Genomic DNA, 23767 nt, shown 5'->3' on the forward strand with positions numbered 1-23767 from the left:
AAAGCCGTTCCATCCAAGGAGGAGGAGCGTACTTCGCGCCCCATCGCTCCTCCGCCCCATCTGAGCGAGATGGCGCAGCAGCTTCTCTCGACGCCGCCGGCAGCCAGGCCTCCGTTCCCGGCGACGGACGATCCGGAGAGTTGGATACCCTATATTGAATCGATGAACGACAGGTTCCGGAACTTTATGAACCCCCGCCTGCGCGAACGGATGCAACGAGTCCGGACTACCTCGCTGGGAGGCCCCTTGTGCTATATAGCCGAACCGGAGCAGAATGTCATCGCAGGCAAGGTTTGCCTGTCGCTCCACGGCGGCGCGCTGATGCTTCAGGGCGGCGATCTCGTTGCCTATGATGTTCTGAAGACAGCCTCGCAAAGCGGCTGCCTGACCTTTTCGGTCGACTATCGGATGCCGCCGCACGATCCCTATCCCGCCGGCCTCGATGATTGCCTTGCTGCCTATGTCCACCTGCTGGAAAGCTGGCGCGCGCAGGATATCATTGTCATCGGCATTTCGGCGGGGGGCAATCTCGCCGCGTCGATGGTCCTGCGCGCCATCGACGAAGGGCTGCCCGCTCCAGCCGGGCTTGTGCTGCGCTCGCCAGAGGTCGATCTCACAGAATCGGGCGATACCTTCCACACAAATTTCGGGATCGACAATGTCCTGCCGGTCAAGTTGATGCCGATCAACCGCGTCTATGCCGGGGGACAGCCGCTCGATCATCCCTATATCAGCCCGCTCTTCGGCGGCTTCACGTCGGCTTTCCCGCCGACCTTCGTGCAGTCGGGCACGCGCGACCTGTTCCTGTCGAACTCCGTTCGCATCCATCGGAAGCTGCGCGATGCGGGCGTCGATGCCGAACTTCATGTCTGGGAAGCCATGCCGCATGCGGGTTTTGGGGGATTGAGCCCCGAGGATGAAGAGGTCTGGGCCGAAATCCGCCGGTTCATGGCCAGATGCTTCGGAAAAAGCAACGGACAAGCTCCGCGCGCCCGCAAGCCGCGCTGAACGGCAACACCAGATATAAGAGAGGAATGCCACAGTGGCAATTGATTTTGAGATTCCCGAAGAAGCCCAGAAAATCCGCGACGAAGTGCGCCAATGGGTGCAAGACGAATGCATCCCGGCGGAAAAGCGCGTTGTCGACGAAGAATCCTACAAGTCCGTTTTAGCCGAGCTTCGCGCGAAAGCGCGCGCCCAGGGTCTGTGGCTGCCTTTCGTGCCCAAGGAATATGGCGGCATGGGGTTAGGGCCGCTCGCCAACGCGCTGGTGCAGATGGAACTCAGCCAGAGCCATCTCGGTACACTCAGCCTGAACACGCAGGGACCTGACGACGCCACCATCCTCACGCTGCTGGAATATGGCACCGACTATCAGAAAGAGAAATTCCTCAAGCCGCTACTGAACGGCGACAAGCGCGTCTGCTATTCGATGACGGAGAAGGCCGCGGGCGCCGACGCCACCGGTATGCGAACCACCGCCGTCAAGGATGGCAACGCGAACTATATCCTCAACGGCGAGAAATGGTTCACCTCTGCTGCCAGTGCTGCCGATATCGCCGTCGTAATGGCGCGCACCGACCCGGACGCGCCGCGCCACCGGCAATTCTCTACCTTCATCGTCGAACTGCCGAATCCTGGCTATGTCATCAAGCGCGATGTTCCCACCATGGCCCTCGCAACCCCTATGTCGCACGTCATGGGCGCCAGCCACTCCGAGATAGAGATCAGAGATCTGGTAGTTCCCGCGGAGAACCTGCTGGGCGGCGAAGGAAACGGCTTTGCCATGGGGCAGCATCGGCTTGCCTATGGCCGCCTGCGGCACGGCATGCGCAACATCGCCATGGCGCAGCGCGCGCTGGACCTTGCCGCCGCGCACGTCACCAGCCGCGAAACCTTCGGCAAACCCCTTCATGAGCGCCAGGCCGTGCAGTTCATGATGGCCGAGTGCGCAAGTCAACTCTACATCGCCCGCCTCATGCTGCTGCACATCGCCTACAAGGCGGAGAAGGGCGCGGACCTGCGCCAGGAAAATTCCATAGCCAAGGTCTACCTCGCCCACATGGTCCACAAGGTCGTGGACACCGCGATCCAGCTTCACGGCGCGCTGGGCTATAGTCAGGATACGCCGCTGGCGGCCTGGTATGCGGATATCCGTTCGCAGCGGCTGGTCGACGGTCCGGACGAGGTCCATCGTTGGATGGTCGGGCGCAACGTCATCAAGGCCTATCAGCAGACGGGGACGACGGCGAGCGCATGCGGCGGGGACATGCTCTGAACGGCATGGCGGCCATGTCGTTCGGCCCGGTCTCCGCCGATGGAAAGAAGAACACCATGAAATGGCTCTCACTCACGGCGTTGGTGCTCCTGCCGGCGCCGGCACTCGCCCAGAACATCTCCGCACCGACGTTCGCTTCTGCACCAGCCGACAATATCAATGGAGATCGCATGATCTATCGTGACAGGACCGCGCCGCGCGAGGATCGCGTCGATGACCTGATGGCGCGGCTGACGCTGGACGAGAAGATATCGCTGCTCGCGGGCGCCGGATCGATGACGCTCAACGCCGTTTCCCGGCTCGGCATCCCGGAGATCAAGATGACCGACGGACCGACCGGCGTGCGCTCCCCCGAGGGCGATCCAGCCACAGTCTTTCCCGTCGGCGTGGCGCTGGCGGCGACATGGAATCCCGACCTCCTGCGCTCAGTCGGCGGCGCGATCGCCGAAGAGGCGCGCGGCTATGGCGCATCGGTGCTGCTCGCTCCGACCGTCAACATCGTCCGCACGCCGCGATGGGGGCGCAACTTCGAAACATATTCGGAAGATCCGCTGCTGGCCGGCCGGCTTGCGGTCGGCTACGTTCAGGGCGCCCAGCAGGCCGGTATCGGTGTCTCACTCAAGCATTTCGCCGCCAACAATCAGGAAACCCACCGCTTTGTCACCAACTCGCGGGTGAGTGAGCGCGCGCTGCGCGAAATCTATCTGCCTGCGTTCGAAATGGTGGTGAAGGAGGTGGATCCGTGGTCGGTGATGGCTTCATACAACAAGCTCAATGGCCCCCATGCCAGCGAAAATCGCTGGCTGCTCACCGACCTGCTCAAAGCAGAATGGCATTATCAGGGGTTCGTCGTGTCGGACTGGGGCGCGACGCGGTCGACCGCCGCGGCGGCCAATGCCGGGCTCGACCTCGAAATGCCGGGGCCGCCCCGATTTTTCGGCGACAAGCTGGAGGCCGCAGTCCGGTCCGGCGAGGTCAGCAAGGCGCAGATAGATGACAATGCCCGCCGGATCGCGCGCCTGATCGTACGCAGCGGATTGCTCGACGGCCCTTTGCCGCCCGGCGAGATCGGCGGCGACCATCACCGCGCGATCGCGCGCGCGGCGGCCGACGAAGCGATCGTCCTGCTCAAGAACAGTGGCGTGCTGCCGCTCAGGCCGGGAGTAAGGACGCTGGCGGTGATCGGCCCCAACGCCGATGTCGCGCGTATTCAGGGAGGTGGTAGTTCGGCGGTGAACCCCTTCACGATGCTCCAGACTCCACTCGATGCGATCCGCGCTGCGCTGCCCGGCGTCGACGTGATCCATGAAAAGGGCGTCGACAGCGAGGAAACGCCGCCCACGGCGGACCCGGCGCTGTTCAGCCCCACGGCCGACAGCGACGAAACGGGGCTGACGGCCAGCTATTTCGCCGATTCCGACCTTGCTGGCCCGGCGCTTCGGACCGAACGCGCGACCAGCTTTGTCAAGCGGATCAGCGGAAATATCGCGGGGCCGCAAGCAAGCGGATATGCCGCGCTGCGCTGGGCGGGTGTGTTCCGCGCGCCCGTCAGCGGAACCTATGAGTTCAGCGTACGCGGCACTGGCGCCGCTATGCTGGACTTCGACGGCAGGACCATCCTTGACGGGACAACGCCGTCCGTGATCGACAATCGCGACGTCATCGGCTCGCCGGTTGAGCGCCGGACGATAAAGGTCGAACTGGAAGGCGGCAAAACCTACCCCGTCCGTCTCGCTTATCGCAACGGCCAGACGCGATACGAATATCTGTCGTTCGGCGTTCGCCTGCCGCGACCCGATTTCGATGCGGCGATCGCGGCGGCGAAGCGTGCCGATGTCGCGATCGTCATTGTCGGATCGGAAACGCTGACGGAGGGCGAAGGTTATGACCGTCCGTCCATCGACCTGCCCGGCGATCAGGACAGACTGGTATCACAGGTCGCGGCCGTCAATCCATCGACAGTGGTCGTCGTCAACGCAGGCGCCGCAATGGCGATGCCCTGGGCCGAACAGGTGCCGGCGATCCTCGATATGTGGCTGCCCGGACAAGAGGGGGTGGCAGCGCTGGCCGATGTATTGACCGGCAAGACCAATCCATCGGGCAAGCTGCCGGTCAGCTTCCCGATGCATACCACCGATGATACCGTGGTATTAGACACGGTAGAGAGCGACTATGACGAAGGCCTTCTGGTCGGATATCGCGGTTATGAAGCGCGGGGCATCACACCGCTCTTCGCCTTCGGCCATGGGCTGTCTTATACCAGCTTCGACTACGAGGAGATGGCGATGGTAGCGCCACCCGAGCCCGGCGCGCCCGTCAGGGTCCGCCTTTCGCTGCACAACAGCGGCAAGATGGCCGGCAAGGAAGTCGTCCAGCTTTACATCGCGCGCGCCGACCGCACGCCTGACGAACCGATCAAGCAACTCGCGGCCTTCGCCAAAGTCGATCTCGCTCCCGGCGAGACGCGAAGTGTCGAATTGACGCTCGATCCACGTGTCTTTTCATCCTGGGACGTGAGCGCGCAGCGTTGGACGGCGCGCCCAGGCGCCTATCGGTTGCTGGTGGGCGGCGCGTCGGACGCTATCCGGTTGACCAAGGCCGTACGCCTCACGCCGACAGGCGAGGTCCGGCCGCAAGTCGGGGATTGACCATTGTTCCTCACAGATACTCTTCCCCCTGCATGGCCCGTGATGTCGCTTGCCGAAGCAACGGCGACGCTGACCGCGCCCGGTGCGAACTTCGAAATGGAGACGATCACTATCCAGGGAATCTCGACGCGCGTGTGGAAGAATGCGCTGCCCGGCCTCGACGCGCTACTCGACCTGTCACGCACGCACGGGGAACGGCTGTTCACCACCCTCGACGACCAGCGCATCAGCTATGAAGCAAACTGGCGCGCGACCGCGGCGCTGGCGCGCGCTTTCTTCCAAATGGGAGTGCGCAAGGGCGACCGCGTGGCTTTTGCGATGCGCAACCTGCCCGAATGGCCGGTGATCTTCTTCGCGATCACGACGATCGGTGCGATCGCAGTGCCGCTCAATGCGTGGTGGACGGGGGCCGAACTGGCCTATGGTATCCGCGATTCTGGCGCGAAGCTGCTGATCGTCGACACCGAGCGCCATGCACGCCTCGCCGGACATCTGGACGCGCTGACCGAGCTTGAACGGGTGATCGTCGCGCGCGCGACAGAGCCCGTCGCGGGCGCTACGGCGCTGGAGGATATTGTCGGCGTCCCCGGAAACTGGGCAGACCTTCCCGACCTGCCCCGCCCGCAGGTCGAGCTCGATCGCGACGACGACGCGACCATCTTCTACACCAGCGGCACAACAGGCAGCCCCAAGGGCGCGCTCGGCACGCACCGCAACCTGATGACCAACATATTGTCAGCCGCCTTTTCGGCCGCGCGCAGCTTCCTGCGCCGTGGCGAACTGGTGCCGGAGCCACAACCGCGCACGACGCTGACCGTCATCCCACTGTTCCACGTCACCGCCTGCTCGGCCATATTGATGGGCGCGATGGCTGCCGGGCACAGGATCATCTTCATGCGCAAGTGGGACACCGTGCAGGCGATGGAAATCATCGAGCGCGAGAAGGTCAATATGACGGGCGGGGTTCCGACGATCGCGTGGCAGTTGATCGAGCATCCCGACCGCGCGAAATACGACCTCTCCTCGCTGGAAGTGATCTCCTATGGCGGTGCACCTTCTGCGCCCGAGCTGGTCAAGCGCATTCGTGAGGAATTCGGCGCGATGCCCGGCAATGGTTGGGGGATGACGGAGACGATGGCGACGGTGACGTCGCACAACGCGGAGGACTATCTGAACCGCCCGGAGAGCGCCGGGCCGCCGGTCGCGACCGCCGACCTCGAAATCCGCGCCGACGATGGCGTGACGGAGTTGCCCACGAGCACGGTCGGCGAACTGTGGGCACGCGGGCCGATGATCGTGAAGGGCTATTGGAACAAGCTGGAAGCGACCGCCGAAACCTTCGTCGACGGATGGGTGCGCACTGGCGACCTCGCGCGGATCGACGATGAGGGCTTCCTCTTCGTCGTCGACCGCGCCAAGGACATGGTGTTGCGCGGCGGCGAGAATATCTATTCCTCGGAGGTCGAGAACGTGCTCTTCGAGCATCCCGCGGTCACCGATTGCGCGATTCTCGCCATCCCGCACCGCACGCTCGGCGAGGAACCGGCGGCTGTCGTCCATCTGGCGCCGGGCACGAGCGCATCCGAGGCAGAGTTGCAGGAGTGGGTGCGCGCGCGGCTCGCCGCGTTCAAGGTTCCGGTGGCGATTCGCTTCGTCGCGGATACATTGCCACGCAACGCCAATGGCAAGATATTGAAGAAGAATCTGAAGTCATTATTCACGTCGATCAAATGAATAATTGTCGCGCTACATAATCAATACGGGTCCTCGAATTTCGCTCCCGCACGGCTACCGCGGGTTTGGAGATCGCCCCTTTCCCAATGACCTCCTCGGCCCCTCGACTGTAGGAGCAAGCATCTAGCCAGAAGCGGCGACATGGAACGCCTATCTATCGTTATCTTCGGCCCAAATACTTCAAATAGCGCCAGCGAGTGAGTCATAATAGCAGAACTTTCGGGAAAGCCGGGCGCCGACATTGGTCAGGCCGATAGTGAAAGTAGCATTATAAAAAAGCGAAGGCTTTCAGCGGATCGGCTCGACGAGTTCCGAGTGCGATTTAGGGTCAGGCCCCATTGATTTGAGGGTGTGATTATGATTCAGGCGACCACGAAGGAGCCTGAATTTGAGCGATTTATTCTGGCTGACGGACGAGCAGATGGCGCGTCTTCAGCCCTATTTTCCGAAGAGCCATGGCCGCAAGCGTGTCGATGACCGGCGGGTTTTGAGCGGCATCATCTTCGTCAACCGCAATGGGCTGAGGTGGCGCGATGCGCCGAGGGAGTATGGCCCGGCGAAGACGCTCTATAATCGCTGGAAGCGGTGGAGCGACAAGGGCATCTTCATCCGCATGATGGAGGACTTGGCGACACCGCAGGCGCCAGAGCGCAAGACGATCATGATCGACGCGACCTATTTGAAGGCCCACCGCACGGCGTCGAGCCTTGGGGTAAAAAAGGGGGTCCGGGACGCCTGATCGGCCGTACGAAGGGCGGCATGAACACCAAGCTTCATGCCGTAACCGATGCAAATGGCCGCCCGATCAGCTTCTTCATGACCGCCGGGCAGGTCAGCGATTACACGGGCGCGGCCGCTTTGCTCGACAGTTTGCCCAAAGCGCAATGGATGCTCGCCGACCGGGGCTATGATGCCGACTGGTTCCGCGATGCCTTGCAGGAAAAGGGCATCACTCCCTGCATCCCGGGCCGGAAAATACGCAGCAAGACCGTCAAATATGACAAGCGCCGCTACAAACGCCGTAACCGCATCGAGATCATGTTCGGTCGCCTGAAGGACTGGAGACGCGTCGCGACGCGCTACGATCGGTGCCCGAAGGCCTTCTTCTCTGCCGTGGCTCTCGCCGCAACCGTCATCTTCTGGCTCTGATCAATGAGTCCTGACCCTAGGCGCAGATCTGTCGGGTTAGGCTACGGCGATCGAATTTAAATGACGACCTTGAGCGAGTTATAACATCGGTGTGCCCGCGAAAGCGGGAACCCAGTAGCACCCTAGATGCACGAGAACTTCGGCCCGACCGTCTACCTCCTTGCCTCGCGCCGCAACGGCACGCTCTACCTTGGCGTGACCTCCAACCTCACCCAACGTATCCACCAACACCGCGAAGGCCTCATCCCCGGTTTCACGCGCGAATATGGCGTGAAGCTGCTCGTCTGGTTCGAACAGCACGCCACGATGGACACCGCGATCCAGCGCGAAAAGCGGATCAAGAAATGGAACCGTGCGTGGAAGCTCGAACTGATCGAGAGCGCCAACCCCGACTGGCGCGACCTTGCCGAAGACTTTGGCTTTGCGCCGATAGGGTGAACTGGGTTCCCGCTTTCGCGGGAATGACGAAGGGTCTGTAGTCGCGAGATTTCCCCAACCGTCATTCCCGCGAACGCGAGAACCCAGTAGCGGCGATCGACGCAAAAAAAGGCCGGGTGGAGCATCCTCCACCCGGCCTTTTGAATAGCGCATCAGCCGAAGCTTATTTCTTGGCGGCGGCCTTCTTGGCCGGAGCCTTCTTCGCGGGCTCGGCCTTATCGGCCGCTGCCTTCGCCGGAGCCGCTTTCTTCTCCGCAGCCGGCTTTTCCTCGGCCTTGGCTTCCGCCTTCTTCGCCGGTGCCTTCTTGGCAGGAGCTTCCTCGGCCTTGGCCTCTTCCTTCACGTCGGCCTTCTTGGCAGCGGGCTTCTTTGCCGCAGCCTTCTTGGCCGGCTTGTGGTCGTGGTCATGGTCGTGGCCGCAACCCGGACCATGGACATGGCCGCTGTCGTCATCGGCTTCGATCGCCGCTTCCAGTTCCTCGCGGGTGGTTTCGCGGTCGCTGATCTCGGCCTTTTCGAACAGGAAGTCGACGACCTTGTCTTCATACAGCGGGGCACGGAGCTGCGCCGCGGCGAGCGCGTCCTGCTGGACATATTCGATGAAGCGCGTGCGGTCTTCGGGGCGATACTGCTGCGCCGCCTGTGCGATCAGGCGCTGCATTTCCTGCTGAGACACCTGGACGCCATGCGCTTGGCCGATTTCCGACAGGAGCAGGCCGAGGCGGACGCGGCGCACCGCGATCGCGCGATAATCGTCGCGGTCGTTCTCGAGTTCGGCCTTCGCCGCTTCGGGATCTTCCTCGTGGCTGACTTCATGTTCGAGCTGCTGCCAGATCTGGTTGAACTCGGCCTCGACCATCGTCGGCGGCACTTCGAAGTCGTGCGACGCCGCGAGCTGGTCGAGCAGCTTGCGCTTCATGTAGGTGCGCGTCAGGCCGTTCAGTTCCTGTTCGACCTGATCCTTCATCAGCTCTTTCAGCTTGTCGAGGCTTTCGAGGCCGAGCGTCTTGGCGAACTCGTCGTCGATCTTCGACGCCGCCGGGACCTTCACTTCCTTCACCGTGACGGCGAATTCGGCGGGCTGGCCCTTCAGGTCCGCGACCGGATACTCATCCGGGAAGGTGACCTTCAGCACCTTTTCGTCGCCGGTCTTGACGCCGACCAGCTGGTCTTCAAAGCCGGGGATCAACTGACCCGAACCGATTTCAACCGCCATGTCCTCGCCCGTGCCGCCGTCAAAGGCGACGCCGTCGACGCTGCCGGCGAAGTCGATGATGACCTGGTCGCCCTGGGCGGCCTTCTTGGTCTTCGGCGCTTCTTCGAAACGCTTCATCTGCGCGGCGAATTCTTCGATCTTGGCCATCACGGCCTTGTCGTCGGCAGGAACGGTCAGGCGTTCGAGCTTCAGGCCTTCGATCGACGGCGTTTCGATATTGGGCAGCACTTCGAGGCTGACGGTGACCTCGGCATCCTTGCCGGCTTCATAACCTTCGTCGAGCGCGACGGCGGGCTGCAGCGCCGGGCGAAGCTTTTCCTTCGCCATCAGGTCGCGCACGCCGGCGTCGATCGCCTTGTTGAGCGCGTCGGCCGACAGCGCCGGGCCGTGCATCTTGCGGATCAGGTTCGGCGGCACCTTGCCGGGGCGAAAGCCGGGCATGCGGACGGTCGGGGCGATGCTCTTCACCTCATCGTCGACGCGCGCGTCGATATCCTTGGCGGTGATGGTCACGCGATATTCGCGCTTCAGGCCTTCGTTCAGCGTTTCGACGGTCTTCATTGCCTTGGTCTTATCCTTGCTCAAAATCTCGTATCGAACCCCGCCGGAGCGGCGGAGTTCCCCATGATCCCGGCCTGCATTGCAGATTGGTGCGGGCGAAGGGACTCGAACCCCCACATCTTGCGATACTGGTACCTAAAACCAGCGCGTCTACCAATTCCGCCACGCCCGCAGGTGTTTTCGGCCGGGTGCACGAAATCGCGCGCTGCCGCGCACGCCCGTGCGGGCCGCGCGGGGCTATAGCAGACGCGTCGCCAAGGGCAAGGGCACAAAGCCCCCCTGTTCCGCAGGCGGAACATGCTTCGCGCCCGTTCGTTGTTTAACTCAAGGAGAGTATAATGACCAACGCCGCCGACCCGCTTCCCAAGCCAAAGCCCGACACGATCGAACCGCAATCGCCGCCCGAACGACCGGTGCAGCCGACCCCGCTCGAAGACCCCGCCGGCCAGCCCAGCGAAATTCCCGGCCGCCCCGGCGGCGGCGATATTGACGAACCGGGCCACGGGCCGGATGAGGTGCCGCCGCAGCAGGTTTAATCCACGGCGATTACGGACGGAACGGCGTAGAATATTCGCTTCGTTCGCAGCGGTGGGTGAGCCGTGATATTCGGTCTCGCATTAAATTTTGGGACGGACAGCCGCTATGCTTTATAAATGGCTGTCGCCGATTTAGACTGGCGATCCGACAAGCAACGGGAGTTTGTGCCATGCGTTATGCTTTGCTGTTACCGTTTTTTGCCTCCACTGCCATTTCCGCCCCGGCGCATGCCCAATCCGCGCCCGATGTCGCCGACCTTGTCGGCGCGCGCGGTGCTGGCGGCGAGACCCAGCTGCTCGCGCGCGGCTATGAATCGCGCCAGTCGAACACCGTCCGGGACCAGCGCTATACCTTCTGGTGGAACCAGCGCACCGGACGCTGCATCTCGGTCGCCACGATGGACGGACGCTATTCGGCGATCACCAGCGTACCGCCCGAAAATTGCCAAGGCGACGCGCCGCGCGGCGGCTATGCGCCGCCCGCCGACCATCACGCTCCGCCCGCCGATCCGGGGTATCGCGACCCCGCCTCGCTCGTCCTCGTCTGCTACGGCGCCGGCAACCGCCCCAGCGTCACCACCGCTCCGCGTTACGACTGGAACAGTTCAAAGCATAAATGGGAATGGGGCAATGATGTCGTCAGCACGACCCAGGGCTTCAACAGCGATGTCCAGATCGAGCTTTACGGCGATCAAGGCCGCATCCACCTCGGCCCCAAACTCGTTCCCCCCATTCACTCGGGCGGGCATGAGGGCTGGTGGGATCTCGAAAATCTCGTCGTGACGCCCGACCGCATCACCGCGACCTACCGCCTCAACGGCCTCAACAAACCCAAGGTCGACATCGACCGCCGCTCGGGCCGCATCCAGCTCAAGGCGCAGACCGACTTTTCCGGCCAATGCGATGTCGGCAATTGGGGCGCCGGGCAAAGGCGCTTCTGATCGGATGAAAGCTGGCCGGGGCGCACCCCGGCCAGCGTCAGCCGAGCGCCTTTTTCAGCAGCTCGTTGACGACCTGCGGGTTCGCCTTGCCCTGCATCGCCTTCATCGTCTGTCCGACGAAGAAGCCGAACAAGGCTTCCTTGCCGCCCCTATACTGCTCGACCTTGTCGGCATTGGCGGCCAGGATCTTGGCGATTTCGGCTTCGATCGCTCCGGTGTCACTGGTCTGCTTCAGACCGTCGCGCTCAACGATTTCGGCAGCGCCGTCGCCGCTTTCGAGCATCTTCTCGAACACCGCCTTCGCGATCGTTCCCGAAATCGTGCCGTCTGCGACGAGGCTGAGCAATTCGGCGGCATGCTCGGGCGAAACCGGCGAGTCCGAAATGTCGCGGCCCATGCGGTTGAGCGCGCCGAACAGCTCGCTCGTCACCCAGTTCGCCGCGGCAACGGGCTTCGCGCCCGCATCGAGCAACGTATCGAACCAGCGCGCCGCCTCGACCTCGGCAGTCAGCACATCGGCATTATAGGCCGAAATTCCCGCCGCCAGATAACGCGCACGCTTGGCGTCGGGCAATTCGGGCAAGCTGTCGCGGCACTCGGCCAGAAACGCATCGTCAAGCTCGAGCGGCAACAGGTCGGGATCAGGGAAGTAGCGGTAATCATGCGCGTCTTCCTTCGACCGCATCGAGCGCGTCTCGCCCCGGTCGGGATCGTAAAGCCGCGTTTCCTGCACCACAGTGCCGCCGCTTTCGATCAGTTCGACCTGGCGCTTCGCCTCGCCCTCGATCACCGCCATCACGAAGCGCACCGAATTGACGTTCTTCGTCTCGGTGCGCGTCCCGAATTCGTCGCCGGGCTTGCGAACCGACACGTTGACGTCGGCGCGCATCGATCCCTCTTCCATATTGCCGTCGCACGATCCAACATAGCGCAGGATCGCGCGCAGCTTGCGCACATAAGCGCCAGCCTCGGCGGGCGAGCGCATGTCGGGTTTCGACACGATCTCCATCAAAGCGACGCCGCTGCGGTTGAGGTCGACGTAAGACATCGTCGGATGCTGGTCGTGCATCAGCTTGCCGGCATCCTGTTCGACATGGATGCGCTCGACCCCGATCACCTTGGGCGCGGGAATCCCCGCCTTCTCGTCCGCCTCGACGGTGATCGCACCTTCTCCGACAAGCGGATGATAAAGCTGCGAGATCTGGTAACCCTGCGGCAGGTCGGCATAGAAATAATTCTTGCGGTCGAACCGCGACCATTTGTTGATCTGCGCCTCGATCGCCATGCCGGTGCGCACCGCCTGACGGATGCACTCGCGGTTCGGCACCGGCAGCATCCCCGGCATCGCGGCGTCGACCAGCGACACCTGCGTGTTCGGCTCGGCGCCAAACGCCGTCGCGGCGCCCGAGAACAGCTTGGCGTTGGTCGTGATCTGGGCGTGAACCTCCAGGCCAATCACGACCTCCCACTCGCCGGTTTCGCCCTTGATGCGATAATCTGAAACGCTCATTCTCTTCTCAATTCGCAAAAGTTCGCGATACACTGGCGTCGTATATCGCAGGAAAGAACATCAGGCCCGCCAACAGCGCCATGGCCACATTGTTATCGAGCCTTGCCGCATGCAAAGCCGTTATGGCCGCAACGCCAGCCAATGGGACGAAAGTCCAGTGCCAGGGGAACTGCCTGCGATCGAAGTTCCGGCCCAGCCGCACGGCCAGTCCAACCAGCCAAGCCAGCAGCACGGCGAAATGCGCGAGGAGCCAGCGGCTCGATACATCGAAATTGCCGATCTGTTCGCACGCGACGATCAGCAACAGAAACGACACGATCGTGATGAAAAACTGAAAAATTCGATAGCCGCTGCCCAACGCCGCCGTTGCAAAGCTTACATGGTTCTGGATGAAAATCTTTGCGACCCAGAATATTAGGAAAGCGATATAGAAAAGCAGACAGGCAACATCGATCAGCGTCGGCGCTTTCTTCACGGCATCGGCTATATTGGTGGTCAATACGACAAATGCCGTCGTGCCGAGGGAGACATTCACTCCCTGCAACATCGTCATTTGCGTCGAATTGAGCGCCATCTTACCACCACTTCTCCGCGCGAGCCGTAAACCCAGCCCGTTCCTCGATCGCCAGCCCGGCGTTCAGCACGCCCTGCTCGTCGAATGCCTTGCCGATGATCTGCAAGCCCAGCGGCAGCCCTTCGCGGTTCAGCGCCGCGGGGACCGACATCGCGGGCAGCCCCGCGAGGCTCGCGGGCACCGCGAACACGTCGTTCAGATACATTGCCAGCGGGTCGGCCATCTTTTCGCCCAGCCCGAACGCCGCCGACGGCGCGGTCGGTGCCAGGATCACGTCGCAAGTCTCGAACGCCGCAGTAAAGTCGCGCGAGATCAGCGTCCGCACCTTCTGCGCCTGCGTGTAGTACGCATCATAAAATCCCGCCGACAGCACATAGGTGCCGATCATGATGCGGCGCTTGACCTCGGGCCCGAAACCGTCGGCGCGCGTCGCGGCATACATGTCCTGCAACCCCGCGCCCTGCGGCAGGTCGCGGAGGCCATAGCGCACGCCATCATAGCGCGCGAGGTTCGACGACGCCTCGGCGGGCGCGATGATATAATAGGTCGGCAGCGCATATTTGGTGTGCGGCAGGCTGATGTCGACGACCTCGGCCCCTGCATCCTTCAGCATTGCGATCCCGGCGTCCCACATCGCGTCGATGTCGGGGTCGATGCCTTCGAGGCGATATTCCTTGGGAATACCGACCCTCTTGCCCTTGAGATCGCTCGACAAAGCGGCCTCCCAATCGGGCACCGGCAGGTTCAGGCTCGTCGCGTCCTTCGGATCGAAGCCCGCCATATTTTCGAGCATGATCGCGCAGTCGCGCACATCGCGCGCCATCGGCCCGGCCTGATCGAGCGAACTCGCGAACGCCACGATGCCCCAGCGCGAGCAGCGGCCATAGGTCGGCTTGATCCCCGAAATGCCGGTGAACGCCGCCGGCTGGCGGATCGAGCCGCCGGTGTCGGTCCCCGTCGCCGCGGGGCAGAGCCGCGCCGCGATCGCCGACGACGATCCGCCCGACGAACCGCCCGGCGCCAGCGCCGCATTGCCACCGTCCTTGCGCTTCCACGGCGAAATCACATTGCCGAAATAGCTCGTCTCGTTCGACGACCCCATCGCAAACTGGTCGAGGTTCAGCTTGCCCAGCATCCCCGCACCCGCGTCCCACAATTTCTGCGAAACGGTCGATTCATAACGCGGCACAAAACCTTCGAGCATATGGCTCGCGGCGGTCGTCTGCACGCCGTTGGTGCAGAACAGATCCTTCATCCCGATCGGCACGCCCGAAAGCGGCTTCAGCGTCCCCGCCGCACGATCGGCATCCGCTGCCTCAGCCGCGCTCAGCGCCTGCTCGGGCGTCTCGACGATAAACGCATTCAGCGCCTTCGCCCCCGCGACATTGGCGTTGAACGCCTCGGCGACCTCGACGGCCGAAAAATCGCCCGCGCGGTGCCCGTCGCGGATCTGCGCGACGGTCAGGTTGGTAAGCTCAGTCATTATTCAAAACCCCGTGCCCCTGCGAAGGCAGGGGCCCATCTTCAGACGTCTCGTGATGGATCCCCGCCTTCGCCGGGATGATCGCATGATGTCGTTCCGCCATCATTCGATCACCTTCGGCACGCCAAAGAATCCGTGCATCGCCGCCGGCGCATTGGCGAGAATATCGTCGCGGCGGTTGCCGCCGGTCAGCGGGTCGGCATCGATCACATCGTCGCGCAGCCGCAGCGTGTTCGGGATCACCGCGGTCATCGGCTCGACCCCGGTCACATCGACCTCACCGAGTTGCTCGACCCAGCCCAGAATGCCGTTCAATTCGCCTTCCATCGCGGCGGCTTCGGCATCGCTGATCGCGATGCGCGCCAGCGACGCGATTTTCCTTACTGTTGCCTGATCGATTGCCATGATCGCCCTAACTTTAACGAAGCCGCGCCGCTAGCATCCCCGCCGGATCGCTTCAAGGCGCGGCTGGCAGAACTGCCCCAAAAACCTTCGTCATTCCCGCGAAAGCGGGAACCCAGAGCGTGGCAAACTGGGTTCCCGCTTTCGCGGGAATGACGAGATGAAGAATTGCTCGCGGGGCTACCTACTCAAAAGTCCCGGATTCCTGTACGCCATCGACCAGCACCCGACGCTGCTGCACGTTCTCGACCTCGATCCGGGCCTTCGACAGGTCGACCGGCGGCTTTTTGGCGGGCGCAGCCTTCGCCCAATCGCCCTGGACCCACTGCCCCGCATCATTCCGCGTCACGAAATCGAAATTCAGCGACTCGCCCGGCGCAATCTGCCCGAGCACGCCAATCCGTTTGTCGTCGAGCCACACCGCGACACACGCCTTCGCGCGGCTGCACATATAGCTGCCCGATACGCGATCGAGGGCCTCGGCGGGCAGCGGACGATCTGCCGGAATGACGCGAAGCCGCTCGACAAAAGGCTTGAGCATGGTCGGCCCCTCGGGTCCGGTCAAATCCCAGCGGTTCTTCGCCGCCAGCGCCGCTTTCGCGGCATCGGCGCGCGGCTTCACCGGCGACTTTTCCAGCTCCTTCAACGCCGCCCGCCCGCTCGGTCCGAAATCATAGGCCAGCGCCGCCCAGTCGAATTTCTCGACCGGCGTCGCCCCCGATTTCAGCCGTGCGAGCTGGTCGCGCGTCGAAATCGCTCCGAAATCGAGGATCGGCAGCGCGAGGAACAAAGCCAGCAACGCCAGCCCGATCGCCAGCTTCTGCTGTAACGGCCGCAGCATATCATCGAAATCGCGCCGCTCCTTCACCACCGCCCACACGCCCGCCAAACCATAGGCCAGCGCGATGACAGCCGCGATCACGCCCCAGATACGCTCGGGGGTCCAGCCGTACTGGATCACCCGCAAATGCATCGAATAATAAGCGATCCCCGCCAGCGGCAGCACCGCGACGACCAGCACCGGCGCCGCCCAGCGCAACATCGGGTTCGTCGCGCGGTCCTCGCTGCCATTGCCGATCACCGCATTGGCGAGCAGCACCGCAAACGCCGCCACGCCCATCATCACCGCCGCGGTCGAGAAACCCGAATCCCAAAGCTTTTGCAGCCCCGTCCCCGCGAGCGACAGCAGGAACAGCACCAACGCGACCGCCAGCACCGGCGCCAGCACCGCAAGCACGATCATCACCAGCCGCTGCAACGTCGAAACCAGTCTGTCGCGTTCGCGCAGCAGGCCGACCGCGCCGCCGAACGCCGCGCCCGCGAGCATCCAGCCGAACCATTCGTCATTGAGCAGGTCGAAGATCAGATTGATCCCGATCAGCTTAAACATCTGCCCGATCAGCACGACGAGCAGGAAGGTGATGCCGACGAACGCCAGGCTCGCCGCGCCGATCACCGCATCGGTCCACGCATGACTGTGAAGCCGTTCATGCGGCATCTGCCACAGCTTCCAGAAGCGCCAGTCGGGCGCGACGTCGCGCCGCGTCTGGAACAACGGCGTCGCGACGAGCACCGCGACCAACCCCGACCAGAAGGGCCACTCGATCAGATTCCCCTGGATATTATACCCCGCCGTCTGCCACGCGATCAGGCCCATCACCGCGCCCCACGCCAGCGCAAAGCCCAGCGCCCAATGCCAACGCCGCAATTCGACGCCGAGCACGAAGGTGATCGTCGCCACCACGACAAAGGCGGCGGCCGCGCTCCGCCAATAGGCCGGGTCCGACTGATGGCCCGTCAGCAAATGCATCGCCAGCCCCGCCACGGCACAGATCGCCGCCATGATCCACGGGCGCAGCGGCCACGGCAGATCATTGTGGTCGAGGCGCGCCGAAGCGCGGGAGGGATTGACGGGCGAATCGGCGGCGGCGCCGGTTGCTGCAACTTCGGTCATTTTCCAAACCTAACCTCTCTTTTCGTCCTGCTGAACTTGTTTCAGAAACCATGATGCGACGCAGCGAGTTAGGGCTATGGATGCTGAAACAAGTTCAGCATGACGAGTTGTTTGTAGGCAGCCGCGGGAGCGGCTAGAGAGGCCCGAAATCCGTCTCTCCCGACCGTATGGAATCCTAATTGGCCCGCAAATTTCTCTACGTCATCGCCGCAATCATCCTCCTGATCGTCGCAGCCGGGGTCGTGTACCAGCTCTTCCCGGGCTGGATCGCGCGCACCGCCTTTGTCCCCAGCACCGAATTCAAGCCGCAGGCCGCGGTCGCGCCGAACGCCTATGACGACCCCGAAATGTGGTTCGCGCGCCCGGGGATGGAGAAAGACCCGTCGGCATGGCGCCCCGCCGCCGACGGCCGCGAAACCCCCGGGACCGAAGATGCTAAGACGGGCGGCCAGCTCATCCCGCCCGCCAACGCCGCCCAGACGACAGGTGAAACCCCATTCCCCCAGGGCGACGCCGCGGTCTTCTTCGTCCACCCGACCAGCTATTACAGCCGCTCGAGCTGGAACGCCCCGCTCGAGGACCGCGATTCGGACCACCGCGCCAACCTGTTCGTGCAGGGCATGGCGAGCGCCTTTGCCGACGCGGGCGAAATCTGGGCGCCGCGCTATCGTCAGGCGACGCTCGGCGCCTTCCTCGCCGAAGATCGCGTCACCGCGGGCAAGGCGATCGATTCGGCCTATCGCGACGTCGAGGAAGCGTTCGACGCATTTCTCGCTGCCCAGCCGAAGGACCGGCCGATCATCCTCGCAGGCCACAGCCAGGGCGCGCTTCACCTCACGACCCTGCTCAGGACCCGCATCGCGGGCACCCCGCTCGCAAAGCGGATCGTCGCCGCCTATGTCATCGGCTGGCCGATCAGCCTCGACACCGACCTCGCCGGCCTCGGCCTGCCCGCGTGCCAGACCCCCGAGCAAAAGGGCTGCATCCTCGGCTGGGCGAGCTTCGCCGATCCCGCCGACCCGGTGATGGTCACCGACGCCTATGACGGCACGATCGGCTTCGACGGCCGCCCGCGCGCGGGCACGCGGATGCTCTGCACCAACCCGCTGACGGGCGTCCCCGACACCGAAGCACCGGCAGAGGCCAATCTCGGCACGCTCAAACCCACCGAGGGTTTCAAGTCCGGGTCGCTGATCGCGGGCAGGATCGGCGCCAGATGCGACGACACGCGCGGTTTCCTGATGATCGGCGATGCCGAGGTCGCAAAGAATTATGTCGTTGCGGGCTATGTGCTCCCCGGCAACAATTATCACGTCTACGATATCACCCTCTTCTGGGCGAACGTCCGCGCCGATGCACTCCGCCGCCTCGCAACCTATGAAGGCAAGCCGTCGCCGGTGCCGCCGCCAGCGGCGCCGACCGCTCCGCCCCCTGCCTCCGCTGCCTCGTCACCCCGGACCTGATCGGGGTCCCGCTTTTCAACCCGCTTGTGTCGAGCGAAGTCGAGATACGTCGAGCCTTGCGCATCCCAAGCGTGTCTCGACTTCGCTCGACACGAACGGCTAAAGGGCAAGGATGATCACCACCGCCGCCCCCGACTTCGCCGCCAACTTCCCGGCCGGCGGGCGCCTCATGGGCCTCGACGTGGGCACCAAGACGATCGGCGTCGCCTTCTGCGATATGAACTGGAGCTTCGCGACCCCCGACAAGACGATCATCCGCAAGAAATTCTCGGTCGATCTCGAAATACTCAAAAGCCTGATCGCGCAGCACAACATCGTCGGCCTCGTCGTCGGCCTCCCCCTCAACATGGACGGCACCGACAGCCCACGCACGCAAAGCACCCGCGCCTTCGCGCGCAACCTCGCCCCACTCGCCCTCCCCCTCCTCCTCTGGGACGAACGCTGGTCGACTGCCGCGGTCGAACGCGCGATGATCGCCGCCGACGTCAGCCGCGCCAAACGCGCGACACGCGTCGACAGCGCCGCCGCGGCCTTCATCCTGCAAGGCGCGATCGACGCGATGACGCGCGGTTGAGCCTGTATATTATTGCTTGGCTGATCGCCGCGAACCTGATCGCGTTCGTGCTGATGATCCTCGACAAGAAATTCGCCGAAAGCGGCGCGCGGCGCATTTCCGAAAGCACCCTGCTCGGCTGGGCCCTCGTCAGCGGCGCGATCGGCACAGTCGCCGCTTCACGCCTCGTGCGGCACAAGACGCGCAAACAGCCTTTCGCGACGAAAATGGTCATGCTCTGCGCCGCCGAAATCGTCCTGCTCGCACTTTGGGCGCTCGGGTTTCGGGTTCAGCTCACAAGCAAAATCTGATCGTGCCCCTGCGAAGGCAGGGGCCCATCTCCGGTCGGCGCCGGGTGGAACCGGCGGGAGATGGATCCCTGCCTTCGCAGGGATACAAGAATGTGCGATTTTCGCACGTCGCGACTTGCGATTTTTACACCTTCTGCGTAGACGCTCGGCTTTAATGACAAGCTCCACACTCCGACCCGCCAGCGACTATCCGCCCGGCGGCGATGCCTTTCGCCATCGCCACCTGATCGGCATCGCCCAGCTCACTCCGTGGGAGATTTCCTACGTCCTCGACGCCGCCGAAGAGTGGGTCGACCTCAACCGTTCGGGCGCGGCCAAGCATGACGACCGGCTCGCCGGCCTCACGATCATCAACGCCTTTTTCGAAAATTCAACGCGCACGTTGCTGTCGTTCGAAATCGCCGGAAAACGCCTCGGCGCCGACGTCGTCAACATGCACGCCGCGCAGTCGAGCGTGAAAAAGGGCGAGACGCTGATCGACACCGCGATGACGCTCAACGCAATGCGCGCCGACGCGATCGTGATCCGTCACGGCAGCTCGGGCGCGGTTCAGCTGATCGCCGACAAGGTCGACTGCCCCGTACTCAACGCGGGCGACGGCCGCCACGAACATCCGACGCAGGCGCTGCTCGACGCGCTGACGATTCGCCGGCGCCTCGGCCGGGTCGAGGGCCTCACCATCGCGATCTGCGGCGACGTCCTGCACAGCCGCGTCGCGCGCTCGAACATCCTCGCGCTCACCCTGCTCGGCAACGAAGTGCGCGTCGTCGCGCCGCCGACGCTCACCCCGCCCGCAATGGAACGCATGCACGTCACCACCTTCACCGACATGGATGAAGGCTTGCACGACGCCGACGTCGTGATGATGCTCCGCCTCCAGAACGAGCGCATGGACGGCGCATACCTGCCGTCGCCACGCGAATATCACGCGCTCTACGGCCTCACCCCCAAACGCCTCGAAAAAGCGAAACCCGATGCGATCGTCATGCACCCCGGTCCGATGAACCGCGGGGTCGAGATCGACAGCAGCATCGCCGACGATCCCGTCCGCTCGACGATCACCGAACAGGTCGAAATGGGAGTCGCCGTCCGCATGGCGTGCCTCGACATTTTGACACGCCGCCAGCGGGGAGTCGCCGGATGGAACTGAAACCGCTCCACATCACGAACGCGCAGCTCATCGACGGCGACATGCCGCGTCCGGGCAGCCTGCTCGTGGTCGACGGCCGCATCGCCGCCATCAATCCCACCGACATCCCCGAGGGCGCCGAAACCGTCGACGCGCGCGGCCAGTGGCTCGCCCCCGGCATCATCGACCTCGGCGTCTTCGCGACCGACAAGCCCGCGTTCCACTTCGGCGGCATCACGCGCGCCGCGCTGATGCCCGACAATGGCCCGCTCGATGGCGCGGGGCTGGTCGAGCGTGCGGCAAAGGGCGGCAAGCCCGACCTATGGGTCCACCCGCTCGCCGCCGCGACTAAGGGCCTCGAAGGCCGGGAACTCGCCGAAATCGGCCTGATGCAACAGGCAGGCGCACGCGCCATCGCTACCGGCCGCGCGCGCATCGCCGACAGCGGCGTGATGCGGCGCGTCCTCGCCTATGCCGCCTCGCTCGGGCTCGTCACGATCATCCATGCCGAGGACGAAGGGCTGACCGCCGGCGCGGTCGCGACCGATGGCGAGATGGCGACGCGCCTCGGCCTCGCCTCCGCGCCCGCGATTGCCGAAGCGATGGCGATCGCGCGCGACCTCGCGCTCGTCGAGGAAACCGGCGCGCCCGTCCACTTCCGCCAGGTCACCACCGCGCGCGGGCTCGACCTGATCCGTGCCGCGAAGGCAAAGGGGCTGCCCGTCCTCTGCGGCATCACCCCCGCGCATCTGTTGCTTTCCGACACCGCGATCGGCGATTTCCGTACCTTCGCGCGCCTGTCGCCACCGCTCCGCTCGGAGGATGATCGCCACGCCTGCCTCGCCGCGATCGCCGACGGCACGATCGACATCCTCGCCTCGGGCCACGACCCGCGCGGCCCCGAGGACAAGCGCCTCCCCTTCGCCGAGGCCCAGCCCGGCATGGCGGGCGCCGAAACCCTGCTCGCGCTCGGGCTGAACCTCGTCCGCGACGGCCATATCTCGCCCGGCCGCCTGTTCGAACTGCTCGCGGGCACCCCCGCCTGCCTGCTCGGCGTCGACGCGGGGAAGCTCGCGGTGGGCAAAGAGGCCGATCTCATTCTGGTCGACGCGGGCACGCCTTGGCAGGTCGACGCAAAGAAGATGGCTGCCTATGCCGGCAACACCCCGTTCGACGGCATGCCCGTTCAGGGCCGCGCCACGATGCTGTGGAAGGGCGGCCAGCGAATTCGCTAGTTTGAGCGGCCACCCCACCTTCGTCATTCCCGCAAAAGCGGGAACCCAGCAGCACCGTCGGACTGGGTCCCCGCTTTCGCGGGAATGACGAATGAAGAGACGCAGCAGCCTCGGGTCGCGCCCAAAACCCACCCGCCCAAACAAATGAAGCCCGCCGGCAAAGCCGACGGACTTCAAGAGAGCAAGATGGCCTTGGTTCCACCTTTCTCGGGTCGCAGCGCATGAATGACCGATTCGGTCGATTCTTTCACTACCCACCTGGGTAGGAGACAGAAAATTTTCATTTTATCGCATTGCGCTTGCCATCGCGCCTTGCCTCCTATCAAATGAGCCTGCTGCGGGTCTTCTGGGGGGAAGTGCATGCAGAACGATCAGGGACCGACCTTTCCGTCCGACCATAATGCGCCGGCCGAATGGGAGGTGCTCAATGCGCTGATCGGCGAAATCTACGATTCGGTGCTCCATCCCGAAAGCTGGAACGAAACCCTCGCGCGCATCACGAGCACGCTCTGCCCGCTGAGCTGGGAAGCGGCCTTCATCCTCTGGGAATCGAACAGCCCGCCGAGCGCGCGCTTCGTCGCCGCGACCGGCCTCGCCGCCGGGGTGCAGGAAATCTACACCGCAGTCTACGCCGGCAACCATCCCTGGTCGCGCAAGCTGATGCGTTACGGTAACGGCAGCGTCGTCGACAGCAACGACATCATCACGCGCGACGAGTTTCTCGAAACCGAATTCTTCCGCAATTTCCTTGCCCCCTGGGGCATCGACCGGATGATCGCCGTCCTCCTCGACAAGCGCGGCAGCGAGCGGCTCGGACTGATGCTGCCCGGCCCCGGCGACCGCGATGTCGAGCGATTGAAGCGCGGGCTGCGCGTCCTCGCCCCGCATATGCAGCGCGCGATGCGGATCAGCGACCGCCTCGCGACGCTCGACCTTGCTGCGGGCGCCGCGCGCGCCGCGACCGACGCCGCGCCCTTCGCGATCTTCAGTCTCGACGATCAGCTCAATATCCTGTCAGCGAACAGTCGTGCGGTGCGCTATGAAAAGAGGGGCTTCATCCGCACCGCGCACGACCGCTTCGCCTTCAACCACCCGCCGAGCCAGAAACAATTGCTCGATCTGGTCAAAAGCGAGGCTCCCACCGGCGTTGCCTTCCAGGCGCTTGGCCCCTCGGGCGCCGAATGTCCGGTACTCGTCGCGCGCGTCACGCGCCAGTCGGCGCAGCAGCTCGGCGGCGTCCGGCTCGGAGCGTCGCTGATCGTCACCCTCGGCAGCGCGCCCGGCGAAACCCCGGTGGTCGAAATCGACCGTGTGGCGCAATGGTTCGGGCTGACTCCCGCCGAAGCCCGCCTCGCCGTCGCGCTCGCCGCGGGCGACACGGTGCAGGACTATGCGGCGCTGCGCGCGGTCAGCGTCAACGCGGTGCGCTTCCTCTTGAAGGGCATTTTCCGCAAGACCGGCGCGACCACGCAGGCACAGCTCGTCGCTCTCATCGCGCGGCTTCCGGGACCGGGTGACGGATAGATTTGTCGGCTTTGGGTTGGGAAGCGGACGTTTGAATGCAATTAGGCCCTCCCCTTCAGGGGAGGGCAGCGAGACTTGCGAACTTGTTCGTTAGTCGCAGCGGGTGGGGGCCATCGGCCTTGCGCGAC

At 63.9% G+C, this 23767-nt stretch carries 20 protein-coding genes and 1 tRNA gene; 14 read left to right on the forward strand and 7 right to left on the reverse strand.

Annotated features, from left to right (window positions below):
• The first annotated feature begins 246 nt into the window (after positions 1-246).
• From SKP52_RS11790 to SKP52_RS11820, 6 genes are all read left to right on the forward strand, one after another.
• Positions 247-1008 carry an alpha/beta hydrolase gene (locus SKP52_RS11790; protein ID WP_052208184.1) on the forward strand — a complete coding sequence of 254 codons (762 nt, stop codon included), beginning with the start codon at positions 247-249 and terminating at the stop codon, positions 1006-1008.
• 34 nt (positions 1009-1042) lie between these two features.
• On the forward strand, positions 1043-2278 hold the full coding sequence (locus tag SKP52_RS11795) for an acyl-CoA dehydrogenase family protein (protein WP_039574934.1): 1236 nt from the start codon (positions 1043-1045) through the stop codon (positions 2276-2278).
• Positions 2257-4926 carry a beta-glucosidase gene (locus SKP52_RS11800; RefSeq protein WP_081997320.1) on the forward strand — a complete coding sequence of 890 codons (2670 nt, stop codon included), beginning with the start codon at positions 2257-2259 and terminating at the stop codon, positions 4924-4926. The genes SKP52_RS11795 and SKP52_RS11800 overlap by 22 nt, the downstream gene beginning before the upstream one ends.
• 42 nt (positions 4927-4968) lie before the next feature.
• Positions 4969-6660, forward strand: a complete 1692-nt coding sequence (locus tag SKP52_RS11805; protein ID WP_081997556.1) for a class I adenylate-forming enzyme family protein — start codon at positions 4969-4971, stop codon at positions 6658-6660.
• 388 nt (positions 6661-7048) lie between these two features.
• A protein-coding gene (locus tag SKP52_RS25390; protein WP_148309110.1) for an IS5 family transposase occupies positions 7049-7809 on the forward strand; the annotation gives its coding sequence in 2 pieces (ribosomal slippage) (positions 7049-7373 and positions 7373-7809; 762 coding nt in all).
• Positions 7810-7935: 126 nt separating this feature from the next.
• Positions 7936-8247, forward strand: a complete 312-nt coding sequence (locus SKP52_RS11820; RefSeq protein WP_039574940.1) for a GIY-YIG nuclease family protein — start codon at positions 7936-7938, stop codon at positions 8245-8247.
• Between the two features lie 163 nt (positions 8248-8410).
• Here the strand turns inward: SKP52_RS11820 and tig are convergent, their stop codons facing one another.
• Positions 8411-10024 (reverse strand): trigger factor, encoded by a 1614-nt coding sequence (tig, locus tag SKP52_RS11825; protein WP_039580839.1) that lies wholly within the window; start codon positions 10022-10024, stop codon positions 8411-8413.
• 87 nt (positions 10025-10111) lie between these two features.
• Positions 10112-10196 (reverse strand) — tRNA-Leu (locus tag SKP52_RS11830).
• A gap of 166 nt (positions 10197-10362) precedes the next feature.
• Between SKP52_RS11830 and SKP52_RS11835 the strand changes: the two genes are divergently transcribed.
• Positions 10363-10560: a hypothetical protein gene (locus tag SKP52_RS11835; RefSeq protein WP_039574941.1), complete on the forward strand. Its 198-nt coding sequence runs from the start codon at positions 10363-10365 to the stop codon at positions 10558-10560.
• Positions 10561-10730: 170 nt separating this feature from the next.
• Positions 10731-11501 (forward strand): hypothetical protein, encoded by a 771-nt coding sequence (locus SKP52_RS11840; protein WP_052208189.1) that lies wholly within the window; start codon positions 10731-10733, stop codon positions 11499-11501.
• Between the two features lie 37 nt (positions 11502-11538).
• Here the strand turns inward: SKP52_RS11840 and gatB are convergent, their stop codons facing one another.
• The 5 genes from gatB to SKP52_RS11865 all read right to left on the reverse strand — a co-directional run bounded on the left by gatB (position 11539) and on the right by SKP52_RS11865 (position 17424).
• Positions 11539-13011 carry an Asp-tRNA(Asn)/Glu-tRNA(Gln) amidotransferase subunit GatB gene (gene gatB, locus SKP52_RS11845; RefSeq protein WP_039574943.1) on the reverse strand — a complete coding sequence of 491 codons (1473 nt, stop codon included), beginning with the start codon at positions 13009-13011 and terminating at the stop codon, positions 11539-11541.
• A 7-nt stretch (positions 13012-13018) separates the two neighbouring features.
• A complete protein-coding gene (locus tag SKP52_RS11850) occupies positions 13019-13585 on the reverse strand; it encodes a hypothetical protein (RefSeq protein WP_039574945.1) in 567 nt (188 codons plus the stop codon).
• A 1-nt stretch (position 13586) separates the two neighbouring features.
• On the reverse strand, positions 13587-15068 hold the full coding sequence (gatA, locus tag SKP52_RS11855) for an Asp-tRNA(Asn)/Glu-tRNA(Gln) amidotransferase subunit GatA (protein ID WP_039574947.1): 1482 nt from the start codon (positions 15066-15068) through the stop codon (positions 13587-13589).
• Positions 15069-15170: 102 nt separating this feature from the next.
• Positions 15171-15473, reverse strand: a complete 303-nt coding sequence (gene gatC, locus SKP52_RS11860) for an Asp-tRNA(Asn)/Glu-tRNA(Gln) amidotransferase subunit GatC (protein WP_039574949.1) — start codon at positions 15471-15473, stop codon at positions 15171-15173.
• Positions 15474-15654: 181 nt separating this feature from the next.
• Positions 15655-17424 (reverse strand): DUF4153 domain-containing protein, encoded by a 1770-nt coding sequence (locus SKP52_RS11865; RefSeq protein ID WP_039574951.1) that lies wholly within the window; start codon positions 17422-17424, stop codon positions 15655-15657.
• A gap of 179 nt (positions 17425-17603) precedes the next feature.
• Here SKP52_RS11865 and SKP52_RS11870 point away from each other — a divergent pair, with 179 nt between their 5' ends.
• The 6 genes from SKP52_RS11870 (at position 17604) to SKP52_RS11895 (ending at position 23639) form a co-directional block, all read left to right on the forward strand.
• Positions 17604-18887, forward strand: a complete 1284-nt coding sequence (locus SKP52_RS11870) for a DUF3089 domain-containing protein (protein WP_039574952.1) — start codon at positions 17604-17606, stop codon at positions 18885-18887.
• A 112-nt stretch (positions 18888-18999) separates the two neighbouring features.
• The gene (ruvX, locus tag SKP52_RS11875; protein WP_039574953.1) at positions 19000-19461 is read left to right on the forward strand and encodes a Holliday junction resolvase RuvX; all 462 of its coding nucleotides are present in this window, start codon (positions 19000-19002) and stop codon (positions 19459-19461) included.
• Positions 19458-19751, forward strand: coding sequence for a DUF1294 domain-containing protein (locus SKP52_RS11880; RefSeq protein ID WP_039574955.1), 294 nt, complete (start codon positions 19458-19460; stop codon positions 19749-19751). The genes ruvX and SKP52_RS11880 overlap by 4 nt, the downstream gene beginning before the upstream one ends.
• Positions 19752-19905: 154 nt before the next feature.
• Positions 19906-20901 (forward strand): aspartate carbamoyltransferase catalytic subunit, encoded by a 996-nt coding sequence (locus SKP52_RS11885; protein WP_039574956.1) that lies wholly within the window; start codon positions 19906-19908, stop codon positions 20899-20901.
• Entirely contained in the window at positions 20892-22115 is a 1224-nt protein-coding gene (locus SKP52_RS11890; protein WP_039574957.1) for a dihydroorotase, read from the forward strand. Before SKP52_RS11885 ends, SKP52_RS11890 begins: the two co-directional genes overlap by 10 nt.
• Positions 22116-22475: 360 nt before the next feature.
• A complete protein-coding gene (locus SKP52_RS11895) occupies positions 22476-23639 on the forward strand; it encodes a helix-turn-helix transcriptional regulator (RefSeq protein ID WP_039574958.1) in 1164 nt (387 codons plus the stop codon).
• Positions 23640-23767: the final 128 nt, after the last annotated feature.

Source organism: Sphingopyxis fribergensis (genome assembly GCF_000803645.1).
Taxonomy (GTDB): Bacteria; Pseudomonadota; Alphaproteobacteria; order Sphingomonadales; family Sphingomonadaceae; genus Sphingopyxis; species Sphingopyxis fribergensis.

Coding starts and splice junctions, on each gene's coding strand:
- SKP52_RS11800 (WP_081997320.1), top strand. CDS start 2,257: ATGCGGCGGGGACATGCTCTGAACGGCATGGCGGCCATGTCGTTCGGC.
- SKP52_RS11805 (WP_081997556.1), top strand. CDS start 4,969: ATGTCGCTTGCCGAAGCAACGGCGACGCTGACCGCGCCCGGTGCGAAC.
- SKP52_RS11820 (WP_039574940.1), top strand. CDS start 7,936: ATGCACGAGAACTTCGGCCCGACCGTCTACCTCCTTGCCTCGCGCCGC.
- tig (WP_039580839.1), bottom strand. CDS start 10,024: ATGAAGACCGTCGAAACGCTGAACGAAGGCCTGAAGCGCGAATATCGC.
- SKP52_RS11835 (WP_039574941.1), top strand. CDS start 10,363: ATGACCAACGCCGCCGACCCGCTTCCCAAGCCAAAGCCCGACACGATC.
- SKP52_RS11840 (WP_052208189.1), top strand. CDS start 10,731: ATGCGTTATGCTTTGCTGTTACCGTTTTTTGCCTCCACTGCCATTTCC.
- gatB (WP_039574943.1), bottom strand. CDS start 13,011: ATGAGCGTTTCAGATTATCGCATCAAGGGCGAAACCGGCGAGTGGGAG.
- SKP52_RS11850 (WP_039574945.1), bottom strand. CDS start 13,585: ATGGCGCTCAATTCGACGCAAATGACGATGTTGCAGGGAGTGAATGTC.
- gatA (WP_039574947.1), bottom strand. CDS start 15,068: ATGACTGAGCTTACCAACCTGACCGTCGCGCAGATCCGCGACGGGCAC.
- gatC (WP_039574949.1), bottom strand. CDS start 15,473: ATGGCAATCGATCAGGCAACAGTAAGGAAAATCGCGTCGCTGGCGCGC.
- SKP52_RS11865 (WP_039574951.1), bottom strand. CDS start 17,424: ATGACCGAAGTTGCAGCAACCGGCGCCGCCGCCGATTCGCCCGTCAAT.
- ruvX (WP_039574953.1), top strand. CDS start 19,000: ATGATCACCACCGCCGCCCCCGACTTCGCCGCCAACTTCCCGGCCGGC.
- SKP52_RS11885 (WP_039574956.1), top strand. CDS start 19,906: ATGACAAGCTCCACACTCCGACCCGCCAGCGACTATCCGCCCGGCGGC.
- SKP52_RS11890 (WP_039574957.1), top strand. CDS start 20,892: ATGGAACTGAAACCGCTCCACATCACGAACGCGCAGCTCATCGACGGC.
- SKP52_RS11895 (WP_039574958.1), top strand. CDS start 22,476: ATGCAGAACGATCAGGGACCGACCTTTCCGTCCGACCATAATGCGCCG.